Annotated in this window: 19 protein-coding genes; 7 read left to right on the forward strand and 12 right to left on the reverse strand. The window is 38.9% G+C overall.

Going from position 1 to position 22,075, the window contains the following annotated elements; translation table 11 throughout:
* Positions 1 to 261 precede the first annotated feature (261 nt).
* Entirely contained in the window at positions 262 to 429 is a 168-nt protein-coding gene (locus DSM106972_RS40460) for a hypothetical protein (protein WP_233787007.1), read from the forward strand.
* Positions 430 to 678 carry an HNH endonuclease gene (locus DSM106972_RS40465; protein WP_127086000.1) on the forward strand — a complete coding sequence of 83 codons (249 nt, stop codon included), beginning with the start codon at positions 430 to 432 and terminating at the stop codon, positions 676 to 678.
* Positions 679 to 685: 7 nt separating this feature from the next.
* Here DSM106972_RS40465 and dusB read toward each other — a convergent pair whose 3' ends face one another.
* From dusB to DSM106972_RS40490, 5 genes are all read right to left on the reverse strand, one after another.
* The gene (gene dusB / locus DSM106972_RS40470) at positions 686 to 1,738 is read right to left on the reverse strand and encodes a tRNA dihydrouridine synthase DusB (RefSeq protein ID WP_127086001.1); all 1,053 of its coding nucleotides are present in this window, start codon (positions 1,736 to 1,738) and stop codon (positions 686 to 688) included.
* 123 nt (positions 1,739 to 1,861) lie between these two features.
* On the reverse strand, positions 1,862 to 2,017 hold the full coding sequence (locus DSM106972_RS40475) for an antitoxin family protein (protein ID WP_127086002.1): 156 nt from the start codon (positions 2,015 to 2,017) through the stop codon (positions 1,862 to 1,864).
* 139 nt (positions 2,018 to 2,156) lie between these two features.
* Positions 2,157 to 5,132, reverse strand: a complete 2,976-nt coding sequence (locus DSM106972_RS40480) for a WG repeat-containing protein (RefSeq protein ID WP_127086003.1) — start codon at positions 5,130 to 5,132, stop codon at positions 2,157 to 2,159.
* 362 nt (positions 5,133 to 5,494) lie between these two features.
* Positions 5,495 to 6,607, reverse strand: coding sequence for a helix-turn-helix domain-containing protein (locus DSM106972_RS40485; protein ID WP_127086004.1), 1,113 nt, complete (start codon positions 6,605 to 6,607; stop codon positions 5,495 to 5,497).
* Positions 6,608 to 6,823: 216 nt separating this feature from the next.
* Positions 6,824 to 7,666 carry an alpha/beta hydrolase gene (locus DSM106972_RS40490; RefSeq protein WP_127086005.1) on the reverse strand — a complete coding sequence of 281 codons (843 nt, stop codon included), beginning with the start codon at positions 7,664 to 7,666 and terminating at the stop codon, positions 6,824 to 6,826.
* Positions 7,667 to 7,901: 235 nt separating this feature from the next.
* On the opposite strand from DSM106972_RS40490, the gene DSM106972_RS40495 reads away from it, so the two are divergent.
* Complete coding sequence (locus tag DSM106972_RS40495) at positions 7,902 to 8,789, forward strand: helix-turn-helix domain-containing protein (RefSeq protein ID WP_127086006.1); 888 nt, start codon at positions 7,902 to 7,904, stop codon at positions 8,787 to 8,789.
* Positions 8,790 to 8,844: 55 nt separating this feature from the next.
* On the opposite strand, the gene gatA is transcribed toward DSM106972_RS40495, so the two are convergent.
* Positions 8,845 to 10,308, reverse strand: a complete 1,464-nt coding sequence (gene gatA, locus DSM106972_RS40500) for an Asp-tRNA(Asn)/Glu-tRNA(Gln) amidotransferase subunit GatA (RefSeq protein ID WP_127086007.1) — start codon at positions 10,306 to 10,308, stop codon at positions 8,845 to 8,847.
* Here gatA and DSM106972_RS40505 point away from each other — a divergent pair.
* The 3 genes from DSM106972_RS40505 to DSM106972_RS40515 all read left to right on the forward strand — a co-directional run bounded on the left by DSM106972_RS40505 (position 10,298) and on the right by DSM106972_RS40515 (position 12,649).
* Positions 10,298 to 10,498, forward strand: a complete 201-nt coding sequence (locus tag DSM106972_RS40505) for a hypothetical protein (protein WP_127086008.1) — start codon at positions 10,298 to 10,300, stop codon at positions 10,496 to 10,498. The two genes, gatA and DSM106972_RS40505, sit on opposite strands and share 11 nt — an antisense overlap.
* A 95-nt stretch (positions 10,499 to 10,593) precedes the next feature.
* Complete coding sequence (locus DSM106972_RS40510) at positions 10,594 to 11,940, forward strand: helix-hairpin-helix domain-containing protein (RefSeq protein ID WP_127086009.1); 1,347 nt, start codon at positions 10,594 to 10,596, stop codon at positions 11,938 to 11,940.
* A gap of 175 nt (positions 11,941 to 12,115) precedes the next feature.
* Positions 12,116 to 12,649, forward strand: a complete 534-nt coding sequence (locus DSM106972_RS40515) for a hypothetical protein (protein WP_127086018.1) — start codon at positions 12,116 to 12,118, stop codon at positions 12,647 to 12,649.
* Positions 12,650 to 12,814: 165 nt separating this feature from the next.
* Here the strand turns inward: DSM106972_RS40515 and DSM106972_RS40520 are convergent, their stop codons facing one another.
* The 6 genes from DSM106972_RS40520 to DSM106972_RS40545 form a co-directional block, all read right to left on the reverse strand.
* Entirely contained in the window at positions 12,815 to 13,801 is a 987-nt protein-coding gene (locus DSM106972_RS40520) for a phosphodiester glycosidase family protein (protein WP_411675385.1), read from the reverse strand.
* Between the two features lie 162 nt (positions 13,802 to 13,963).
* Positions 13,964 to 15,220, reverse strand: a complete 1,257-nt coding sequence (locus DSM106972_RS40525) for a DUF4912 domain-containing protein (protein ID WP_127086010.1) — start codon at positions 15,218 to 15,220, stop codon at positions 13,964 to 13,966.
* 515 nt (positions 15,221 to 15,735) lie between these two features.
* Positions 15,736 to 16,872, reverse strand: a complete 1,137-nt coding sequence (locus DSM106972_RS40530) for a peptidoglycan-binding domain-containing protein (protein ID WP_127086011.1) — start codon at positions 16,870 to 16,872, stop codon at positions 15,736 to 15,738.
* A gap of 279 nt (positions 16,873 to 17,151) precedes the next feature.
* Complete coding sequence (locus DSM106972_RS40535) at positions 17,152 to 17,712, reverse strand: hypothetical protein (RefSeq protein ID WP_127086012.1); 561 nt, start codon at positions 17,710 to 17,712, stop codon at positions 17,152 to 17,154.
* A gap of 312 nt (positions 17,713 to 18,024) precedes the next feature.
* Entirely contained in the window at positions 18,025 to 19,158 is a 1,134-nt protein-coding gene (locus DSM106972_RS40540) for a peptidoglycan-binding domain-containing protein (RefSeq protein ID WP_158632960.1), read from the reverse strand.
* A gap of 137 nt (positions 19,159 to 19,295) precedes the next feature.
* Positions 19,296 to 20,105 (reverse strand): Uma2 family endonuclease, encoded by an 810-nt coding sequence (locus DSM106972_RS40545; protein ID WP_127086020.1) that lies wholly within the window; start codon positions 20,103 to 20,105, stop codon positions 19,296 to 19,298.
* A gap of 306 nt (positions 20,106 to 20,411) precedes the next feature.
* Between DSM106972_RS40545 and DSM106972_RS40550 the strand changes: the two genes are divergently transcribed.
* Complete coding sequence (locus tag DSM106972_RS40550; RefSeq protein ID WP_201800847.1) at positions 20,412 to 21,827, forward strand: peptidoglycan-binding protein; 1,416 nt, start codon at positions 20,412 to 20,414, stop codon at positions 21,825 to 21,827.
* Positions 21,828 to 22,075 lie beyond the last annotated feature (248 nt).

Raw genomic sequence — 22,075 nt, forward strand, 5'->3', positions numbered from 1 at the left:
TCTGATATTTCATCATATCAAAATTTCAAGTTTTAAAATGTGGACTATAACTATTCATTCTATAGAACTATTGAGAAAATTATAGTCAGATGCTTGCATGACGCACACAATTATGTAAACTTTACTCAAAGCAATGTAGAATTTGTAATTTTGTATTAAAGTCAGTCCGTTTTACTCGGATATTGTCCAATATGTACAGAAAAAGCTCTATCTAGTACTACGTCTGAGGTAATTGAGATACCAGCGGAATTAACGCCATTTTTGCTTCCTAGCGCAGTTCAAAACCGTCTTCAATTTTTGTTAGACCGTCAGGATGCAGGCGAACTGTTGAGTGACGAAGAACGTCAAGAAGCAGAAGGATTAGTCGAATTGTCAGATTTTTTATCTCTACTTCGCTTAAGGTCACAGCGAGTTACGAAAAAACTATAAATGTCAACATCAATTTCAGCTTCTTTGCGTAGATTAGTTATTCAAAGGGCGGGTAATCGCTGCGAGTATTGCGGTTTATCTCAAGCAGGACAAGAAGCGACATTTCACATTGACCATGTCACACCTGTTGTGGCAGGTGGGCAAACGGTAGAAAATAATTTAGCGCTTGCTTGTGTATCCTGCTCATTACATAAATCTGCTCGACAAATGGTTAAACACCCGCAAACAGGCAGGCATCCACCACCATAAAACTTTATTATTGTGACATCACAACTTCTTTTTCCTCGATAACTTCGTAGCCTGTAGCTAATTTGTCAATTGCTTTGTCGAGTAATTCAACTCCTTGCTTTACGGTTTCTATTTTATTCAACTCACCACGTAAATCAGAGGCGCCAACAAATCCCTTTGCGTACCAAGCCATATGTTTACGCGCTTGGTAAATACCGCGTTCTCCTTTATATTCATACAACGCTTCTAAATGTTCTTTGGCACATTCGAGTCTTTGTATAAGTGTTGGCGCCGCTAATATTTCCCCTGTTTTTAAAAAATAATCAATTTCTCCCACTAAAAACGGATATCCCAAAGTACCGCGCGAACACATTACACCATCGGCGCCTGTTTCTTCCAAGCATCGCGCTGCTGACTCTACAGAAAATATATCCCCATTGGCAATTACTGGAATATCTAATACTCGTTTTACCTTTCCTATCCATTCCCAACGCGCATTACCTGTATAACCTTGGGCACGTGTACGACCATGTATAGTTATCATTTGGGCGCCTGCATCTTGCATACGAAGAGCAAAATCTAGTATCGTAATCTCTGCATCATCCCAACCAATGCGTGTTTTTACGGTGACTGGTACATCAACTGCCTTAACTATTTCTCTTACTATTTCTTCTGCTACTTCTGGTTGTCGTAACAGCGAAGAACCCCCACCCTTGCGAGTAATTTTATTTACCGGACACCCCATATTAATATCCACAGTATCGGCGCCTTCGGCAACCGCTTTTTGTGCAGCTTCAGCTAAAAAATGTGGACGGCAATCAAATAATTGAATACTTACCGGGCGTTCGTTCGGGTCAATTTCCATAATAATGGGAATTTCCTTTAAATGCTGCAACCTAGAAGCGTGAACCATCTCGGTATATAACATTGACTCTGGAGCATAACGACGAACTAGGCGCCGGAACACTAAATCTGTTACACCAGATAAAGGAGATTGAAGCACACGACTGTTGATTTCTAAGGCGCCTATTTTTAGAGGTGTAGCGAGTCTCGCTTTGAGATGAGGAGTTAATTGCAGCATAAAAAGATAAATATAAAATTCACATAGCTTCTATATTTTTACATTACGTAGGGTGCGCTCTGAGCAATCACAAACTAGAAACGAAGCAAATAATTAAACTGCTCAGAGCGCACCATCGAATATTTATAAGCTCTTTTTGCTTTCTACATCATAAATTGGTGGCGCCACAACATTAGAATATTTCACAAATAACTCAACTTCAGAACCTTCTGGTATATCATAACTTGTTTGCAATATAAAGGTGCCATTCGTGTAAGTTGCTTTTAAAATTTGGGGCATATAGATAACTTTATGTTAATCTGGATAACTACATGTTAGATATTTATTCTAATCTATTGCTGCGTCACAGCATTTAGAAATGTTTGAAAAGTAATATTTATTAGGCAATCCTATATTTTGGTTATATGGAACGCTATATTTAAAGCCTAACGCTGAGTGTGTCATATTTCGCTCGTGCTTGTTGCGCTTCCTCATAAAGTTCAAGCTGTTCTAAAATATCTATTTTGCCTTGCCATGCTTGTGTGTTATTAGGAGCGATTTCAATTACTTTATTGTAAGCTTTTAACGCTTGCCCATAATAACCTGATATCTTTAAAATCCAGGCAGCCTCTAACCATATCGATTTTACAGATTCTTTTTTCTTAAATTTAACAGCTTTTTGACAAGTATCCCACACTTCATCTTCACGACCGAGTAGTCGCAAAATCATGATTTTATCACACCATTGCCAGACTTGGTTTGAATTCATTTCAATCGCCTTATTATAACAATTTAGGGCTTCTTCGTAGCGTTCTAATTCTCTTAAAATAAACCCTTTATTTCGCCAGATAGTACCATCTTTACCTCTTGTTTGTTGAATTGCTTGTTCACTAATTAAAAGTGCTTCTTCATAACAGCCTTGCTTTTGGAGTATATATATTTTTCTTTCCCATCCCCAGGCATCACTAGGATTTGATTGGATATATTCATCAACAGCTTTTATTTGTGCCTCGATTTTTTCTTCATACCATTCATACCGTCCTAACAAGTCAATCAAACAGCGTCGTGTGTAGCGATTATAAGAACCTAACTCTATTGCTCTATTATAAGCGGGTATTGCTTCTTCATAAATACCTAATTTTCTTAAAGTTGATGCTTTACATTCCCATGACCAAGTGTTGTTAGGTTCCAGTCGAAGCGCACGATTATAATTTTGTAGCGCTATATGAGGTCGATAGTCTTCAAAGATTAAACCTAATAATTGAAATACTAATGCAGGTTTAAGTATAAAATATACAAAACAACTAATCAGTATAACTAATACTGCGTACCAGCGGTCAAACAAGTTCCAACCAACCCACGCCGGGTCTGGTGAAATTCCTGAAATAGCTGCTAAAATTCCTGTCAAGACAAGAATAGGAAATACAATTATTGGAATAAATAGTGGGATGATGAACACAACTATTAATCCTATCAGCGATGCAATACCATTACGGTCTTGTAATCGGTATGGCAACCATTTCTCTAACATTTTATAGCCATCTAATGGAGGAATTGGCATCAAGTTTAAAAACGCCATTAGGAACTGTAAGCTAATAAAGAAAGCGAGAAATGCAGTTAACCAATAGGGAAAATTATATTTTAAGCTCAGATGATATACAGGAACTAAGAGTAAACCAAATAGTATACTAGCAATTGGACCTGCCGCTGCTGTCGCGGTTATCCAAAATCGGTTCCTAATTTTTTCAAATTCAATGTAAACTGCGGCGCCTGGTAAAGGTATTCCACCCGCAATAAAAAAGAAAATAACAGGTAAGATAAAACTGTGCAAAGGATGAAAATATCGACTTGGGTTAAAACTTAAATAACCTTTATCTTTCACAGAAGTATCGCCACCCCAATATGCGACAATTGCATGTCCAAATTCATGACAACTAATGGCAATAACCCAAAGTAAACACGCCATAAATGCAATTAACAGTTTAACCTGAGTCGGATACATTTTGCTAATTAACTTATGGGTAATATATTGTGGAAATGTTTCACCTTTAGAGTTAATGTAAAGTGGCTGTAACCAAGAACCTGCTGACGTATTGGTATTTTGGCGAACTTGAGCAATACCGTAAGAGTCAAACGGACTACATGCTGAAAATTGAGGTTTAATAGCGAGTTTACCTTGTTTGTCGATATAGCCGCATTTTCCGTCTGTGGCAACAGTTGCAAGCCCGTGAGAGAATCGGTGTCGTACAATATTTTTCGAAGACGGTTCTAGTTGGTGTGCATATTCTTTAAAAGAATTTAATAAATCTTTAGACTCACCGATATATCCAGACTCAGCACTTGGAAAATATTGCGGCTTGATTACAACTTTCCCAGCTTCGTTAATAAAACCTATTTTGCCATCTTTAATAATTAAACCACGTTCTTCAACCAGACTATCTGCATAATCAAATTGCGGACTAACTACAAAGAAGCCTGTTTTATCTATATATCCCCATTTATCTTGAACACGAACAGCTGCTAAGGAATGTGAAAAGCTTTGACAGCCATCAAATTGTGGCTTAATAACAACCTTTCCTTGTTCGTCTTGAAACCCACATTTTAAGCCATTTGAAGAGATAAACCCATATTCAGATGTAGCTACTACTGGGGGAAAATCAGGTTTCTGCCACAAGTTTTGCTCTATTATCGCAAGTCCTTCCTGAAACTCTCTAGCAACACTAGGAGGGTAGTTAACACTAATTAATTGCCCTGATTTATCGAAGTAGTACAAATTTAAACTATTTGTTCGCTGTCCTATTTTATCTAGGGTGTCTATATTAATCTTGGCTATTCCTTGAAAAAAGTTAATTGGATGTGGATACTTGTTTACAGGTGAAACTATCCAGTTGCCTTGTCGATTAATGGCGCCCCATAAATTATTAATGCTAGCATTTGCTATACCATCAGAGAATTGCTGAACTTTATCAAACTGATAGGGAATAACAAGTTGCCCGGTTTCATCAATAAACCCCCATTTGCCGTTAAGTTTAACGCCTACCAAACCGGATGAAAAAGAACTCGATGGAACACGATACAAATCATCTTCTTTAGTTTCTGGTATTTCATTAATACGCAGCGATTCACCTACCATATCATATTGAGGAGGAATGCTCACTTCTCCCTTCAAGTTGATAAAACCCCATTTGCCATTAACTTTTACGGGCGCTTTATTAGCTGAAGTAAACAGTCTAGCATCATAAAACTTTGGTTGAACAACTAACTCGTAAGCTTGGTTGATATAACCAGATTTGTCAATAAACTTAACACGATATAAGTTTTCGGTTTTAGGCACTTCGACTTTTTGAAGCCACAAAGCGCAAAAGAATGTTAGCAGCAACAGAACGAGTAGCCAAACCTTTATCCGTGTCGTCATAACTTTTGTCGGTGATGCAGTTATACATATAACTACTTCCTGTCAGACGTAACTTATGCAAATAAACCTAGTCAACTTGGATGTAGTATTCATTACTATTTCCAGTCAAGTAAGATTTTTTATACATAGTATTAAAATGCCCCTAGCCCCCGAAATTCGGGGGATCAAACCTATATAGGTACAAAAACTGATGCCATACAAGCAACAACAAAGCTAATCTATTCGTATATGTAAAAATTAATACTAAACCTCAAAAGATTTCATTTATCTTGTGGGGTGGGCATCCTTGCCCGCCCTATATATTTGGAACATATTTGGAACGGGCAAGGATGCCCATTCCACAAGAGCAATTTAAACATGCTTTACAAAGCTTCAGGTGCTGCAATGCCGGCGCCTACTGAAACTTGACCGTTAGATTGTAATCCAGGTTTAGTATTTGTTTCTTTGTCTTGGGGTGTTTTAGTGAAAGATGAAGTTGAAGATGTGTTTGTGTCGGGGAGTAGTCGTTTTGCTTCTGCTTGCTGTGACATTAATGATAATCCACTAACGGCGCCAGCTACGAGTGCTGTATAACCGACATATAAATGCATCGGTTTAATATCAAATCCGATTCCACTACTACCAGAGCTTTTCTGTTCTTTATACCAAACTGGTGCAATTGTTTTTACGGGTTCGGGAGCTGGTAAAGTCGCAACTAAATTAGTTCCATTAAGTCCCAATGCATTACCCATAACACGAATAAATCCGCGAACATATACTTCTTCAGGTAGATTTTCCCATTTCCCATTTTCAATTGCTTCCATTTGATGGACGGGTACATGGGTATAGATATTCAACTGAGTCAGTGACATTCCTTTCAACTCACGTGCTTGTCGCAATTGTTGACCAATGTCGTTTAAAGTTTTGATGCGTTGTTCTGCTGCTGCAAGTCTAGCAAGTTCTGCTTTGGAAGGTTTTTTGTTTTTGTTCTTGTTCAACCACGATAACGGTAAGTTTGATTTAACAGCGCTTTTAACTTCTACACTAGGTGAATTACCATTGTCTACTACTGCATCAGTTTCGTGTTCTGCTTTGGAATGAAACTTTGCACTGGTTAAGCATTCTGATAAATCACCGTTCGGTTCTAGGTTATGTTCAACAGAATGATTAACGTTTTCTTCTAATTCAGCTTTTTCTTCGTTACTTACAGAATTGGGAGATGAAGCAGCACCTGGTTGGACTTCCTCTATTTGTTGCTGCTGTTTAGCAAACTGATGAAAAGCTAAACCTATTGCTTCCCGTCCCACAGCTTTAAATAACTGACTTGCTTGTTCAGAAGATTCTCCGAACATTTTTTTTACAGTAGCTAACGCACGACGGTAAACTTTACTGCGATGTAGCTCTGCTTCAATTTCGCCTAAGATTGACCGTAGTTCGTCTTGGCTGATCTCAATAGCTGATTTTCCAGGAATACTTAGTGAGTATACAGCTGTCATAATTTTTGTCTAAACCAATAATATTTATAAGAGCGAAAAAGCTTTCTCTGTGTAATTTATTCTCTTGAATGCGGGTGATTCCGGATTTTTGTGTATCAATCCATCAGGTATTTTGAACCACCAAAGTCATTTTTATAGACGCACTAAAATATCAACAATTACATCCCCACTTAGGTGTAATTGCTGAAATCGGCGCCTGTCAGAAACCTGGTTTCTCTAATAAATAGTTGGTCGTTTCGCTTCAATTAGTTTTATAAAAGACTGCACAGCTTTTAGATATACAGACGGAGCGAACTCTCCAACGTTGTTATGGTCTGCACCAGGAACAATTAGTACTTCTTTGGGCTTTGGAGCCGCATTATACAGCTGTTTACTCATAAACGCTGGAACTGTTGAATCCTCTGCGCCGTGAATTAATAGGATAGGTATTTTTATCAGTGGTATTTTACTGATTGAATCAAAATTTTGTTTCAGAATTAACTTGACGGGGAAAAACCGGAAAAGTTTCCGAGCTACAATCACATTTCGTATTGATGTGAAAGTGCTTTCTACAATCAACCCGGCAGCTTCTGGATGCTTTGTGACTAATTCTATCGCAACGGCGCCACCTAACGAGTGTCCATATATATAGATGTTGTGAGCAGCTACTTTTCTTTGTGTTACCAAATAATTCCAAGCTGTGGACGCATCTTCGTAAACACTCTTTTCAGTAGGATGCTTACCAATACTCAGCCCAAACCCTCGATAATCAATTAACAATACTGAAAACCCTGCTTTGTAATATCCAGTTGCTGCATAAAGATTGGCGCCAATGTTAGCTGCGTTACCGTGGAGATAGAGTAGCACTTTACCATTTGAGTACTTAGAATTATCCATCCACCAAGCGTAAATTCGCTCATTGCCATTGGAACTTACGGGTATCCAAACTTCTTCAAAAGATACATCATAAGCAGCAGGTGTTTTTTCAATCTCTGACGAAGGATAAAAAAGATACTTGTGCTGTCGTGCGTATAAAAATAAGCACGTTGCGATATAAGCAAAAATAACCAGCAGCCCCATACCAAGAAGAAACTTGGGGAGTAAATGTATTATATGTATCAGCTTTCCTGCCCTCCTTCAGGTAATTCTAAACACAATCATTATTATTTTTGTGATTAAATTTGGTACTCTATTAAATTAGAGATACGATTGTCAAATATGAATTCTTATAATTGGGATTAATTAGTTTAATTATATACACAAAAATCAGTACTTTCTCTATTGAATAAGCATAGGTGGATAAGAGGAGAATCAAGTGAAGTTAGCGACTGAGGCTCAAATAGAGCAATTAAGGGAGATTGGGGCTTACTTACGCAAACGACGCGAAGACAAATCTATAAGTATAGATGAAATCGCAGTACATACGCGGATACGCCCAGCGTTCATACAAGCCATAGAAGAAGGAAATGCCGAGGTTCTTCCTGAAGCAGTTTTCGTACAGGGATTCATTCGCCGTTATTGTGATGCTATTGGCATTGATGGCGCCGCACTAACCACAAACTTTGGTGATGTATTTTTACCCGTACCCACTGAAAGCGAACCACAAGACATCGAAAAAAAACAAAATTTATATATACCTCTAGCCGTACCGTATATCTTACTACTAGTTGCCGCCTCTTTAGGACTTATTTATATTCTTGTTCCTCGTCGAGGAGCTGAGTCGGTAGCTCAAAGCAAAAGTAATACTACTAAAACAGCAGTTATTTCTAAAACTTCTCCGGTAGTATCATCGTTACCAAAACCAACATCAAGTCCAACAAGCTCTCAAGAAATCGCGTTAGCATCACCGTCACCAACACTGACTTCTACCCCTCAAACTACTCCTACTCCTACTCCTACTCCTACTCCTACACCAACTATTCAAGCTGGGGAAGGGGTTGAAGTTGGTGTAGAACTGCAAGACAGTTCGTGGGTACGAGTCAAAGTCGATGGAAAAACTGATTTTGAAGGAACCTTAAATAAAGGAGAAAAAAGAACGTGGAAAGCTTTGAAAGAAGTTTCGATACGTTCGGGTAATGCTGGTGCTGTTTTAGTATCCCAAAATAAACAACCTGCTACAGCTATGGGTCCTGAAGGTAGTATCCGAGATGTGAAGTATACTCCTGAAACTGGCGCCACACCAACGCCTTCCCCAACACCATAAAAATGTAGAGACGTTACATGTAACGTCTCTACAACAACGGTTTGTTTTTTATTTTTTAAATTTTGGGTTCGCGTGAATGCCAGTCTGTTGCTTGCTCGTATGCATAAGCAACTTGGAACAACAAATCTTCCCGCAACGCATTACCCACCAACTGTAAACCTATTGGCATTCCCTCATTATCAAAACCACATGGTACACTTATACCAGGCAATCCAGCTAAGTTAACAGGGATCGTCATCAAGTCAATTAAATACATACTTAATGGGTCGGTTGTTTTCTCTCCTGCTTTGAATGCAGTTGTGGGAGCAACAGGAGATACTAAAACATCGACTTTTTCAAATGCGCTCTCAAAGTCTTGTTTAATTAAAGTGCGGACTTTTTGGGCTTTGAGATAATACGCATCGTAGTAACCTGAAGACAGTGCGTAGGTACCTATCATGATACGACGTTTGACTTCGGCGCCGAAACCATTAGCACGAGTGCGGGTGTACATTGATAGTAAATTTTCTGCATCTTCTGCGCGCATACCATATTTAACACCGTCGTAACGGGCTAAATTCGCAGAAGCTTCTGAGGGAGCAATAATGTAATAGCTTGGTAAACCATAGCGGAAACGAGGACAAGAAATTTCAACGATTTCTGCTCCTAGTTCTTTAAGTTTTTCAATAGCAGTATTGACAGATTGCTCAACAGTGGCATCTAAACCTTCACCAAAAGTTTCCTTGATAATACCAATACGAATTTTTCTGCCGTTATACGACATTGAACCAGGTTTGAGATTTGTCGCATAATCAGGAATTTCAACTTTTAAACTCGTCGAGTCTTTAGGGTCATATCCGGCTATAGCATTTAGTAGAATAGCCGAATCTTCAACGCTACGTGAAAAAGGTCCAATTTGGTCGAGGGAAGAAGCAAATGCGACTAACCCATAGCGTGAGACAAGTCCATAAGTAGGTTTGATACCTACAACACCACAAAACGAAGCAGGTTGACGAATGGAACCACCTGTATCTGAACCTATTGACACAACACATTCACCTGCTGCAACTGCTGCTGCTGAACCTCCCGATGAACCACCTGGTACACGTGATAAGTCCCAAGGATTAGCTGTTTTTTTATAAGCTGATGTTTCTGTGGAACCTCCCATCGCAAACTCATCAAGATTCGTTTTACCAACCATTACGGCGCCTGCATCGAATAGCTTTTGCGTTACCGTTGATTCATAAGGTGGGACAAAATTCTCTAAAATACGTGAAGCGCAAGTTGTAGCAATTCCCTTTGTACACATATTATCTTTGATCCCAATGGGAATACCAGCTAACATGCCTATTTCTTCACCTGCTGAAATTTTCGCATCCACAGCGCGTGCTTGTTCCATTGCCTTTTCAGCCGTCACGCATAAAAAACTTTGTACCTTTGGTTCCAACGTTTCTATACGTTTTAGCGCTTCTTGGGCAATTTCAACCGCTGAACGCTCCTTTTTAACTAATTGTTCGTGTAATTCACGAATGGATGCCATAATAATTCCCTTATTTAGTGCTGAGTGGAAAGTGCTGAGTGCTGAGTGTAGAGACGTGATTAATCACGTCTGTACGGAGTTAGGAGTTAAAAATCATAACTCATTACTCAGCACTCAGCACTCAGCAGTCATTAACTCTTATCAAATGATTGATTTTAATACAGGTTGGCCTTTTATGGTCGATTGTTAAGAGGTCTGTGCCAACCATAGCGACATAAATAAATCATTATAAACTTGATATAAGTTGCATAATATAAATTCCATAAGTATTTAGAGGCTGTGGTTATGGTAAAAATAATTGCTAAAAAAACTCTTGGTATACAAAATGTCTATGACATTGGGGTAGCGCAAGACCATAATTTTGTTATAAAACAAGGCTTTGTAGCTTCTAACTGCTTTAATAAGTCACACTCTACTGCTTATGGTTATGTAACTTATCAAACTGCGTACTTAAAAGCTAATTATCCCATAGAGTACATGGCAGCACTGTTAACAGCTAACAGTGGTGATACAGACAAGGTACAGAGATATATTTCTGCCTGCGTCACCATGTCTATTCCAATTGAGCCACCAAACGTAAATCGGTCGGGTATTCACTTTACCCCAACAGATGGCAAAATTGTGTTTGGATTGTCGGCTGTACGTGGTTTAGGACAAGGCGCCATTTCGTCGATATTAGAAGCACGCTCCGAAGGTGGGGAATTTAAATCGCTTGGTGATTTTTGTGACCGTATTGATTTGCGTGCAGTGACTCGTAAAACTATAGAATCTTTAATATATTGCGGCACCTTCGATACAATCCTTCAAAATCGTCAACAACTAATCCACGATTTAGAATTAACTTTTAACTGGGCACATTCCCGCGCAAAAGACCGTGCTAGCGGTCAGGGAAACTTATTTGACTTGTTAGGAGGAGGATTTGGCAGTAACGATACTAGCAAAAAGAATAGCTTTGATACGGCGCCGAAAGCTAAACCCGTTCCAGATTTCCCTCCCCAAGAAAAACTTCATAAAGAAAAAGAACTACTTGGCTTTTACGTCTCTGACCACCCGCTTAAATCAATTCGCCAATCTGCGCGTATTCTTTCACCCGTAAACCTATCGCAAATCTCAGAACAAAAAGAAGACGCTGCAATTTGCACGGTCGTGATGCTCAATAACGTCATCAAACGCATCACCCAAAAAGGTGACCCAATGGCAATTTTACAAATCGAAGACCTAACAACACAATCTGAAGCCGTCGTTTTCCCTAAAATATACGAACGTATTAGTCCCTTACTTCAAGTCGATGCACGATTAATTATTTGGGCAAAAATCAAACGTCGCGACGATCAAAATCAAATAATTGTAGACGATGTAGAGCCAGTCGAACAAGTACAAATGATAATGGTCGAGCTTACCCCTGAACAAGCTACCGTTATCGAAGAACAAGACCGTTTGCGAAATGTCTTAGTCAAACAAGCAGGTGGCAGCGAAAAAGGTAAAACACCCGTTATCGGAGTCGTCCAATCTGGAGGAACTCGTCAACTCGTTCGTTTCGGCAGACAATTTTGGGTGCAAGATTCCATCAACGCTATCACCGCACTCCAAAATGCCGACTTCAAAGCACGTCTCCAACCCCTAACAAATTAAGTAGAGACGCGATTAATCGCGTCTCTACATATGTCATCAGTATAATAACGTAAGTATTCTGTTTTTAAATCATATAATTAGTTACTTATGCGGATGAGAAATCTTGCATGTATATGGTATCGTTTTATGCCATAGACTATTTGTATGCAGCATCAGTGGAATGAACAAAGATTGCATGAGCGCAGATGAACTGAATAAATTTGTGGCTTACTGCAAAAAAATTCAGCCCCAATCACAGCAAGACATAAAACGTTTTTTTGAAGGAGTTGTGGGGTTTCCCTACGATAAAGAGCTCCTTTTACAAGCGTATTTATTTTTAAACATCCAGAGCTTGTTCACGAATTGCTCTGAGTTACTGCTGTTTGAAAAATCTCCGATTGCTGACTATACTGATTTGGGTAAGTGTGATTTTGTCTACCTAACTACCACAGGTAACTTATTTCTCATCGAAACCAAATTTATTGATACCGAAGCAACAGGCGCCACCGAACGCAAGCGTCGCAATAAGCACAGGAATAAAGTTTTTGACCAAGTAATTACTCTAAAAAGTCGATTTAGTGAGTACTGGGATATTCAGCTTGCGTACCTAAGTTGTGGTGTCTTTACTACCGACCCCGAAGTCGAATGGCGTGGTAATAATGCTGGTGTAATTACTGAGTCTATCTCAATAGAAAAACTCGAACAGTGGCGCCGAAATTATCAACCCTAAAAACCCTAGAAACCCGGTTTCTTATTCGTTATCTTGTAATAAAAATGAAGATTTTGCTTAGAAACCGGGTTTCTTATAAAGAATATGCTGAAGAGCGAAGTTATCCGTAGGAAAAACCCCGCCCATTCATGGCGGGGATGAAAGCACATAGAATGGCTTTAGCCATCAATCACAGGAATGATTTCTAATCATTTGTTCAAGATATTCACTTGCGCTCATACAGTTTCGTGCTGCCAATTCTTGTATTTTATGCCATGCAGTATCGGTAAGCATTATGCCACGCTTTTTCTTAGGCTCGTCGTACAAACCCGGAGACATTCCCCCATCAAATAGCATTGCTTCAGTAATGGCGCCTAAACAGTTATTTTTCGCTATCCCCATCAAAACATTATCAAACTGGTCTGGTAATAACTCCTGATTATTCTCTGATACGCTTATATCAGAGTTAGCTTTTGCGTCATTGACTAATAAAATTACATAACCGCGATTAGTAACAGCCACCATAGAACGATTAGTAGCTTGCTTACAAGCAAACTCACCTAAATCTTGACAAATATCTTTAAAACTTCCATCTCGATAAAATCTACCATTACCACCAACAAGGTTGTAATTTAAAATATCTTCTTTCCTTCTACCTGTAGCAATTGTCGCTCGGCGCCTCGTTGCCTCTCCAGACGATATTCCAAACGACGAACGCTTACTTTGAAAATCCCCTGCATACGCAACTCCTCGTGAGATATTCAAACCTTGGGGTTTATTTAGGGTATCTATATAATCAGCATTAATCGCAGCGATTGGTAATTTCCCCTTCAACTTCGCATTTTCATCACTAATAATTTCACGAAACGTTTTTGGTACATACTCTCGTTTTACTTTACCTTGATTATCTTTCTCATATAATTTATGCGCCAACCCCACATTCACCTTAAAATCAAGCTTATTAGACTTGGGATTAAAAATAATTACGTGATTAATACCTCTCTCATACACCTCCCCAGAATTATTCGTCTTAAAAAACTCAATACTAAAATCTTTATTTTCCCCAAAACAATCCTTTTTTGGCGCCAACTCAACTGGTTCTAACTTTAATATAGGAGACTGACTTATATCTCGTTGAGTTATACCCTCCCTTTGACAACCCACAAAAATCACTAAAACACTAAAGCCACACACCAACCTCATAACATCCTTCATAACCCATCCGTTACATCCGTTATATCCGTTGCCAGAAAACCCACTATAACGTGTATAGTGGGCTTCAAAACATTTAGCTATTAGTAGGATATTAGGTTTATATTGTTCCAAAATTGAAAATTAATTAAACCATTCCAACACTGCTTCGTCTTTAGTATTGGTATTACGCGATGGGGTTTCGCGGTTAAACTTCATTTGAATCGAACGAGTTTGTTCTCCATCTGCTGCTACTGCCATGATTGGGTAATCAATCAATCCATCTTGGAACGACATTTGGAAGCGGAAAGTTCCATCTGGATTTAACTTAATTGGGCGCCCACCAATTGTAACATTTGCATCTGGCTCAGTAGCACCGTAAACAATTAACTCAGCATCAGCAATTAACCAGAACTTGCGGGGTTGCATTGGAACTTCACCCAAACCAACACCCGACATACCTACACCAGACATATTCAAACCTGATGTGGTGGGTACTGCCCACATACCTACACCAGATGGGAATACGTAAGAACTAATTGCTTGCTCTGGCGCCATCGAACCAGGTACGTGCTGCATTGAACCAAACAATGAACCAGCTACACGCAAAGCTTCGGTAGATTCTGCCATACCAAAGATTTGGTCGTAAATCGCATTACCATTGGCGCCAGCAACACCCGCACCCGCACCCGCAGCGGCAACTTTCTTAGCAGGAGGAACAAGTTCGTATAAAGTTTTACTGCGGAGTTCTTCTTCAAAGTTGACGGTAATGAAGACATCTTCAATCCAGTCAGATGGATACACAGGAGGAATGTGAACGCGCGCGGAACGAGCAAGCACCAACCAGCGACCGTCAGCACAACGATAACCGATATCAATTACATAATCTCTATCGCTTACAGGAACAGGTAAATACCATTCGCGCGCCATTTCATCGCTTGGGTATTCTTGGATACTGTGTGGGCTTTGAGTGTCAAAGTTTATATCAGTAACATCGTAGATTCTTAAAGCTAATTGCTGTCCACCATTGCGACGCAACTCTTCTTTATGCTCCTTGGGTATATCCCAGTAAGCATACGCCCATTGTGGGTCACGGGGCATTAATACAATGCGGCTTTCACCATAACCACCTGGCAGATCAGCTAAAAACTCATCGACATCCGAAAGATTTCCTGCATTGCGATCTACTTGTCCTAACTCAAACTTTGCTGCTTCCACGACTTCCTGTGCCTCTAATGTACGAGATTGATTTAATGAAGGTTTGCTACGTTCTACTTCTAAAATGGATGCAAGTAATTGGGTCTTACGCATCCGGCTGTAACGAGATACACCATAAGCACTAGCTACTTTACGTAACTGCCGCAATGTCATCTCGTCTAACGGTGGGCGTTCTTTTGCCATGAATATTAACTCCAGTTTTTTCCTAAGATTTTTAAGTTTTACTTCCCCTGGCTAATTCAACTAATGAGCATAAATGTCATTCACATAATCAAAAATTAACGTTCTTATTTGCTAAACTTATAGCTTAAGAAACGTGCTTTTATTTGAATTAATCTACCTTTTACAACTTGCTTTTCTCCTACGGGTATTCACTAGGAGCGAAACAAGTCTTTATATCAATGAATATTAACCAATTACCCCCACTAGGGATCAAGGGGTCTCAAAGGGTATTTTTTAAGCTTTCAACGAATTTACACGTTTTCGGGGAGCAAAGTGTCAATATTTCATGACATTTAACGCAATTACAGGCTTTTTCAGCATTCAAATTACAAAATTATGTCATGAAAAGTTAACATTTTACTTTGGGGGTGCAAATTTAAGTTTTTTTTGGAAGGAAATTATTTAAATTTTATTATATAAAAACCTGCCAACGCGCAGGTTTTGTTTATATAGCGATACTTTCAAGGTGTATATGATTACATTTTGCTGTTAGGACGCATTAACCAAATTGCTTCGTAGTACATGAATGTATCAACACCTTCTTCAAGAGTTAATGAACTTTCATATTTTGCTTGTGCAAAGGAAACGTTACCTCGGTTTTGGAAATCGTTTTTGACTGCAAAGCGCACGTGACCACCGTTTGCAACTTGGTCACCTTCGCTGTCAACGATTAAGAAGTCACCGGGCTGAACTTTGGCAAGTAGTTGTTGAATTCGTGTTTTGCGTTGTGCTTCGTTGGTTAATGAAAGTGGTTTGACTTCATCAATTAATTGAAAGCGAACGGGGTTATTGTTTGCACTTGCGTATTTGTCTGTCCATTTAAACCACTGGTTCGCGTTAGCGTATTCACCCTTACCATCGTTAGTGTTGTCCTTGTAGTAGGGGGGTTCATAACCACCTTTACGTAAAACGTTACCGCCAAACAAGTTGCATTTCCAACAGTTTTCGAGGGGTTTAAAGGGTTTGTTGGTAGGAATGTTGTGTTTAGGGTCAATATTTATCCAAGGTTGGGGTACACCATAGAATTTTGCTACTTCACCTGTGGAAAGTTCAATTGCTGCGTTCACCAAATCTTTAGGGGTGGCGCCTGTAATTCCTGGTACATTAGTTTTACTAAGTGCAGCGTCAAGTGCTTTAGCAGTCTTGGTGCCAACTTTACCATCTGCAACTAGTCCGTTATTTTGTTGAAATGATTTTACAGCCTTGATTATCTCATCACCATAGTCACCATCGGCACCAAATTCGGGCAGCATGTAACTTAACTTAGCAGTACGACTCGCTAAGGCAATAAGCGCGCGTTGGACGTTACGAACAGAAGGATGATTACGTCCTGAGTCTGGTAAAGAGATTCGTCCATTGAGTAAATCAGTATCGCTTGCGAGATTAGCGATGGGTTGAGCAACTTTGATATTACTGCCAAGACTAGTTAAAAGTTTATTTAACCAGCTACCTACACCAGGTTCTAACGTATCAGCATACAGAGTGGCAATTGCTTCGGCATCTTCTTTCTTTGCTTGTCCCGCTTTAATCAGCTGTTCTAATTCAACCATTTCTATGGCTGTAAAACGCGCGTTTGTAATTAACTTTTTGATGGGAGTTGATAAAGCAGGCATTATTGTTCTCTAGAGTAAATTTTTACGTTAGCTCACGTTCAAATACGCAAATTTCGTATTGAGAATACCGTAGTATAAAATACCACAGCATTTTTGTAAGGAAGCTTTTTGAATGCGCTTTTTATGTTTATAATCTACTAATAGCAACCTTGATTCTAAAGATACAATTATTTACATATGTTTATATAATACATTAGTTACTGAAATTATGAGGCGAGTAGTTACCGATAAAATTATTTAATTTCAGCCTTCGCTACGTCGTGTTGACTAAATAGAAAACTAAACGATGAGCTTTGAAATGTGCTGTAAAACCCAAGATTCTATATCATTTTCTTGAAGAATATCTGCACCTAGTTTATTATAAGTATTAAGAGTTTTATTATATGCATATTCAATTTGCTTATAATTGCTTTGTTCTAACTTTGGTGGCAATACAAGAATGGCAATAGGAAAATAAGGTTGATAACTTTTTACATCTGAAATCCTCCAAAGAATAGCATCCTTTAAAGTATCAGGTATATCAACTTCAAAAGAAATGGCATGTGCCGCAAAATAAGGTTCAGTATTAGCGACAACAACATCAAACTTATTATTTGTACTGTTTCCTTTTACAGGATAATCCTGTTTTATTAATTCTTTGGTTTTATCTCCGAATTTTTGTTTTAGTGCTTCGCGCGTTTTAGACCTAATAATTTTTGCAGCAGCTTTACGGTCACGCATTTTGAACTTGGGTGCTGGTTCCAGCTTTTGCTCGTGCAAATAAATTTTAATGCTATTTTCCAGCAATCCATCTATAGTATCTAACGCCGCACGAGGCTCGGTGAACTGAATACTATTCATCCATTCCTGTGAAATTTTTAAAACTCTTTCATGGTGAGGGACTCCATCAAAATCATCACCACTTTATTTTTCCTGATAATACAAGTATCAAATCTTAAGAGGCGCCTCTTAGAAAGTATACAATTCACAAAAGGTTTGTAAATTTAGTCACAGGTGCAGATGTTTGCTTTTTTGGATTGCTATGAAAAAGCCTGCTAAAATGCAGGTTTTTTTTCATATATAAATACATTTTAAGATGTCAATACTGATTTTAGATACTTCACGTAGTGAGGATGACACTGTAATTTACTGCGTTCAGTATGACACTGTAATTTACATTTTGGTGTTAGGACGCATTAACCAAATAGCTTCTTCTGACATGAGAGCTTCAATACTTTCTTCGCGAATTAAGGAGCTTTCAAAGCTTGCTTGCGCGAAGGATATTGTGCGGGAGCTAGCAAAATTATTTTTGGTTGCAACGCGCGTGTGTCCACCATCTTGAACTCCGCTACCTTGGTGGTCAACCAGTAAGAAGTCACCGGGTTGAATTTTTGCAAATAGTTGTTGAAGTCGTGTCGAGAGTTGTGCTTCGGTTAATGATGTTGGTTTGATTTCGTCTATTAATAGGAAGCGAACGGGGTTATTGTTTGCAGCAGCGTATTTATCTGTCCATCTGAACCATTGGTTCGCGTTGGGGTATTCACCTTTATTGTCGTTGGTGTTGTCTCTGTAATAAGGAGGTTCGTAACCACCTTTACGCAAAACATTTCCACCGAATAAGTTGCATTTCCAACGGTCTTTAAGGAAATCAAAGGGTCTGTTGGTAGGTACGTTATGTCTAGGGTCGATGTTTATCCAAGGTTGAGGTACACCATAGAATTTTGCTACTTCACCTGTAGAAAGTTCAATTGCTGCATTTACTAAATCTTTGGGACTGGCGCCTGTAATTCCTGGTACATCAGTTTTACGAAGTGCTGCATCGATGGCTTTTGCTGTTTTGGCGCCAACTTTACCATCAACGAGTAATGCATTACCTTGTTGAAATGCCCGTACAGCTTTAATTGTTTCATCACCATAGTCACCATCGGCGCCAAACTCTCTTAACATATAATTTAATTTACTAGTACGGCTGGCTAAAGCAATTAGCGCGCGTTGAATATTACGAACAGAGGGATGTTTACGTCCTGAGTCAGGTAAACTAATATTGCCATTGAGTAAATCAGTATCGCTAGCAAGATTAGCAATTGGTTGTGCAACTGTAACGTTGCTACCAAGAGATTTTAAAAGTTTATTTAACCAGCTACCTACACCTGGTTCTATTGTGTCAGCGTAACGAGTTGCTATTACTTCTGCTTCTTGTCTATTTGTTTGCCCTGCTTTAATGCGTCTTTCTAACTCGACCATTTCGGCAACAGTAAAACGCGCGTTGGTTATTAAATTTTGAATAGGAGTTGATAAAGCTGGCATGTAGTTTCTCCGCAATAATAATATTTTTCGTTGGAATTTTCTTGTGGTTTTGACTACATGCACCGTCTGAATCATTTCGGAAAATACAGACTAAGAAACCAGGCTTCTTTAAAAAGCCTGGTTTCTCAAGAGATATTTTACCTAACTGCCTCAACTTCTTGGACAGTTAATGAAAGTGCTTGTGCAACTTGTTCAACGCTTAATCCCATTTGTAGTAATTGAGATACTGCATCTAATCTTGCCTGCCGTTCGGCATCAGCACGTTGTTGCTCGGTGTCAGCACGTTGTTGTTCAGCTTCTTCTGGCAATAAAACCAGATTTCCGACTTCGTCGTAAAACCTTAGCCAAACTGCGTCATCATCTTCAATAACACCTTTCCAAGTCCCTAACCATAGATGCAAACTCTCGCACCACAACCACCCTCGCGAATCTTCTTCGATTGGTTGGTAGCCTTTGTAGCTATCAAGGCGCCATCCTTGTAGTGAGTTGACTTTGAAGGGATGAAATACAAAATAATCTTTGGTTTTAAAGACTTTTTCGTACAGCGCTTTTTTTTCTCCTAGGTCATTTACTTCTGTAGTATCAGAAAGTAACTCAACAATCATGTCAGGATAACGTCCGTTTTCTTCCCAAACTACCCAACCTTGACGTGCTGGGTCAGGTGGCACATCTAAGACAATAAAAAAGTCTGGCCCTTTAAATTCTTTGTTTTTAACTTGCTGACTGCTATAGTAAACAAACATATTGCCGCCAACAAAAAAGTTGTTTCGCCCTGCACAGTGGTGCCGATAAGAACGAATTAGCGCGTTCATTGTGACGCGGTGACGACTACTTTCCAAGGGTTCTCCGTCATCAAATATTAAATCTGTAGGTGGCATCGGTGGTTGCCACTCTTCTTCCGGTGATTGCGTTTCTATTTGTGTTACTTCAGCGGTTTGAGGTGTCATAATATCCACAGTGGTCATGGCGCCACCCGATTACAATATTTTGAAAACTTTTGTACTATTATACTACTTGCTATAAACTGGCGCCTAATCATAGTTAGTAAACATTAAACTAGTAATAAAATACTCTTATAAAACTTAAATACTAAGAAGTACATTTGTGACAGATATTTTACTGTCACTAGTTAAGTATTCATTTCTGCCTTTAAATGCTGAGTTTTATATTGATTTAACTAATCCCTGTCATTTCCGCAATGCTTAAGTGTAAACTTGTATAAATATAAAACTTTATACAATCACATATACAGTATGAAATTAGAAAATATAATTTCTCGTCTTAGCGAAGAGCAAGTAAAAGCTGATAATGAGTTAGTTACGCAAATTCAAATTAAATTACGAGGTTTAGGTTTATATCCGGGTGGAAAGTTTGTTGATGGTGACTTTGGCCCAAGAACTAGGAATGCGATTAAAAGCTTTTGTGATGCTGTTGGTATTCCCTTTCCTCAATATGATAGAAACTTTGCTCAAAATCTTTTAACTAGAAAGCAGTTACCTTCTGTTTTAGGAATGGTAACTAGTAACCGCACGCAAACTTTTCAAAATTTACTTGATATTGCCAAAGCTACCAGACCCTCTGAAGGGGAAGTTGCTTTTTTACATCGAGGTATTCAAAACTCTAAGTACATTGCAGAAATTGTTGAGTATGCAGAACGGTTAACAACTAAGCATGAACCTCAAGCTTTACCATCAACTGATACATCGTATCCGAAACGAGGATTTATTCCGAATATAGATAGTCAAGGTTTAAATTTTCTTCATTCTGATATTAAAGAAGCTTGTATTTGTATTGGTAATTTTGCTAATGGCGAAATAAAAACCCGCTGGTTGGGGAAAAATGCTCTTGAAGAACGTCAGTTCTGGAGTGCTAGCAAGATTATTCCAATTCTAAACACTGTTTGCGATGCTAATACTAAGGCGCCTGGAGTTGATATTGCGAACTGTTATATAAATGAATCACGAAACAAATTTACTGATATCGCTTTAGATATTATTAGCTACCGAGGCAAAATTACTTCCTCCAATGCCGGAGCAGCTTGCTTAAAGCTGTTTCAAACTCCAACAGCGTTAGAAACATGGGTTAAAAATATTACAGGAAATCAACAGCTTAGTTTTCGGGGTGGGTATGGTGAAAATGCATTTATCAGACAACCGAAACTATTCGATAGAATCTCAGGCAAACAAATACTCACTTCACCCGGCGCCCCACTAGATGGTCAAAATTTATTATCAGCATACGATTTGACACGGTTAATCTCAATGTTAGGATGGCATTGGCATTTACCCGGAGATTCACGTTTACCTGGCGCCCAATGGCAAAGTTTAAAATCTATAGTTCAAGCAATGGGTAACGACAGAGCAAGATATATAGATGTGGCAATAGAAACTCTTGGACTAGAAAATGTTATTACCTCTCCGGTCATTATCTCAAAACTAGGTAATGGCTTTAGCGAAAGTAGAACTTCACACGAAATTACTTACGTTGCGTTCGTAGAATTCATCGATGAACGTAACAGTAGTGCAAACCAACCTGGTAAATTCAAAACGTTAGCAATGACATTACGAGCAGCAGTGCAACCACCTCGTACCTTGGTTGAAGTTGACGCGCGTATGGCAGCAGATGTCACCGAAATTATTCGCCGCGTCATAGTTAATGAAATTATCTAGTAGTCCGTGTCATTAGTTTTGGCTGGTTGGTTTGCAACGGATGTAACGGATGTAACGGATGAGTTATTCGTCAAAAATATAGATTTTGTTATCTAAAATTACCTATCCGTTACATCCGTTGTATCATCCGTTGCCAATATTCCTACCCACCAAAATTAATGACACGGACTACTAGTAGTCCGTGTCATTAGTTTTGGGGTGTTGTGCTATACTTTTAAATATATAACAACACAACTAAAAAATACAAG

Source organism: Dulcicalothrix desertica PCC 7102 (genome assembly GCF_003991905.1).
Lineage (GTDB): Bacteria > Cyanobacteriota > Cyanobacteriia > Cyanobacteriales > Nostocaceae > Dulcicalothrix > Dulcicalothrix desertica.

Excerpts from the sequence above, each read along its gene's own strand:
- DSM106972_RS40465 (WP_127086000.1), top strand. The coding sequence starts at position 430 with ATGTCAACATCAATTTCAGCTTCTTTGCGTAGATTAGTTATTCAAAGG.
- dusB (WP_127086001.1), bottom strand. The coding sequence starts at position 1,738 with ATGCTGCAATTAACTCCTCATCTCAAAGCGAGACTCGCTACACCTCTA.
- DSM106972_RS40475 (WP_127086002.1), bottom strand. The coding sequence starts at position 2,017 with ATGCCCCAAATTTTAAAAGCAACTTACACGAATGGCACCTTTATATTG.
- DSM106972_RS40480 (WP_127086003.1), bottom strand. The coding sequence starts at position 5,132 with ATGACGACACGGATAAAGGTTTGGCTACTCGTTCTGTTGCTGCTAACA.
- DSM106972_RS40485 (WP_127086004.1), bottom strand. The coding sequence starts at position 6,607 with ATGACAGCTGTATACTCACTAAGTATTCCTGGAAAATCAGCTATTGAG.
- DSM106972_RS40490 (WP_127086005.1), bottom strand. The coding sequence starts at position 7,666 with ATGGGGCTGCTGGTTATTTTTGCTTATATCGCAACGTGCTTATTTTTA.
- DSM106972_RS40505 (WP_127086008.1), top strand. The coding sequence starts at position 10,298 with ATGGATGCCATAATAATTCCCTTATTTAGTGCTGAGTGGAAAGTGCTG.
- gatA (WP_127086007.1), bottom strand. The coding sequence starts at position 10,308 with ATGGCATCCATTCGTGAATTACACGAACAATTAGTTAAAAAGGAGCGT.
- DSM106972_RS40510 (WP_127086009.1), top strand. The coding sequence starts at position 10,594 with ATGGTAAAAATAATTGCTAAAAAAACTCTTGGTATACAAAATGTCTAT.
- DSM106972_RS40515 (WP_127086018.1), top strand. The coding sequence starts at position 12,116 with ATGAGCGCAGATGAACTGAATAAATTTGTGGCTTACTGCAAAAAAATT.
- DSM106972_RS40525 (WP_127086010.1), bottom strand. The coding sequence starts at position 15,220 with ATGGCAAAAGAACGCCCACCGTTAGACGAGATGACATTGCGGCAGTTA.
- DSM106972_RS40530 (WP_127086011.1), bottom strand. The coding sequence starts at position 16,872 with ATGCCTGCTTTATCAACTCCCATCAAAAAGTTAATTACAAACGCGCGT.
- DSM106972_RS40535 (WP_127086012.1), bottom strand. The coding sequence starts at position 17,712 with ATGAATAGTATTCAGTTCACCGAGCCTCGTGCGGCGTTAGATACTATA.
- DSM106972_RS40540 (WP_158632960.1), bottom strand. The coding sequence starts at position 19,158 with ATGCCAGCTTTATCAACTCCTATTCAAAATTTAATAACCAACGCGCGT.
- DSM106972_RS40545 (WP_127086020.1), bottom strand. The coding sequence starts at position 20,105 with ATGACACCTCAAACCGCTGAAGTAACACAAATAGAAACGCAATCACCG.
- DSM106972_RS40550 (WP_201800847.1), top strand. The coding sequence starts at position 20,412 with ATGAAATTAGAAAATATAATTTCTCGTCTTAGCGAAGAGCAAGTAAAA.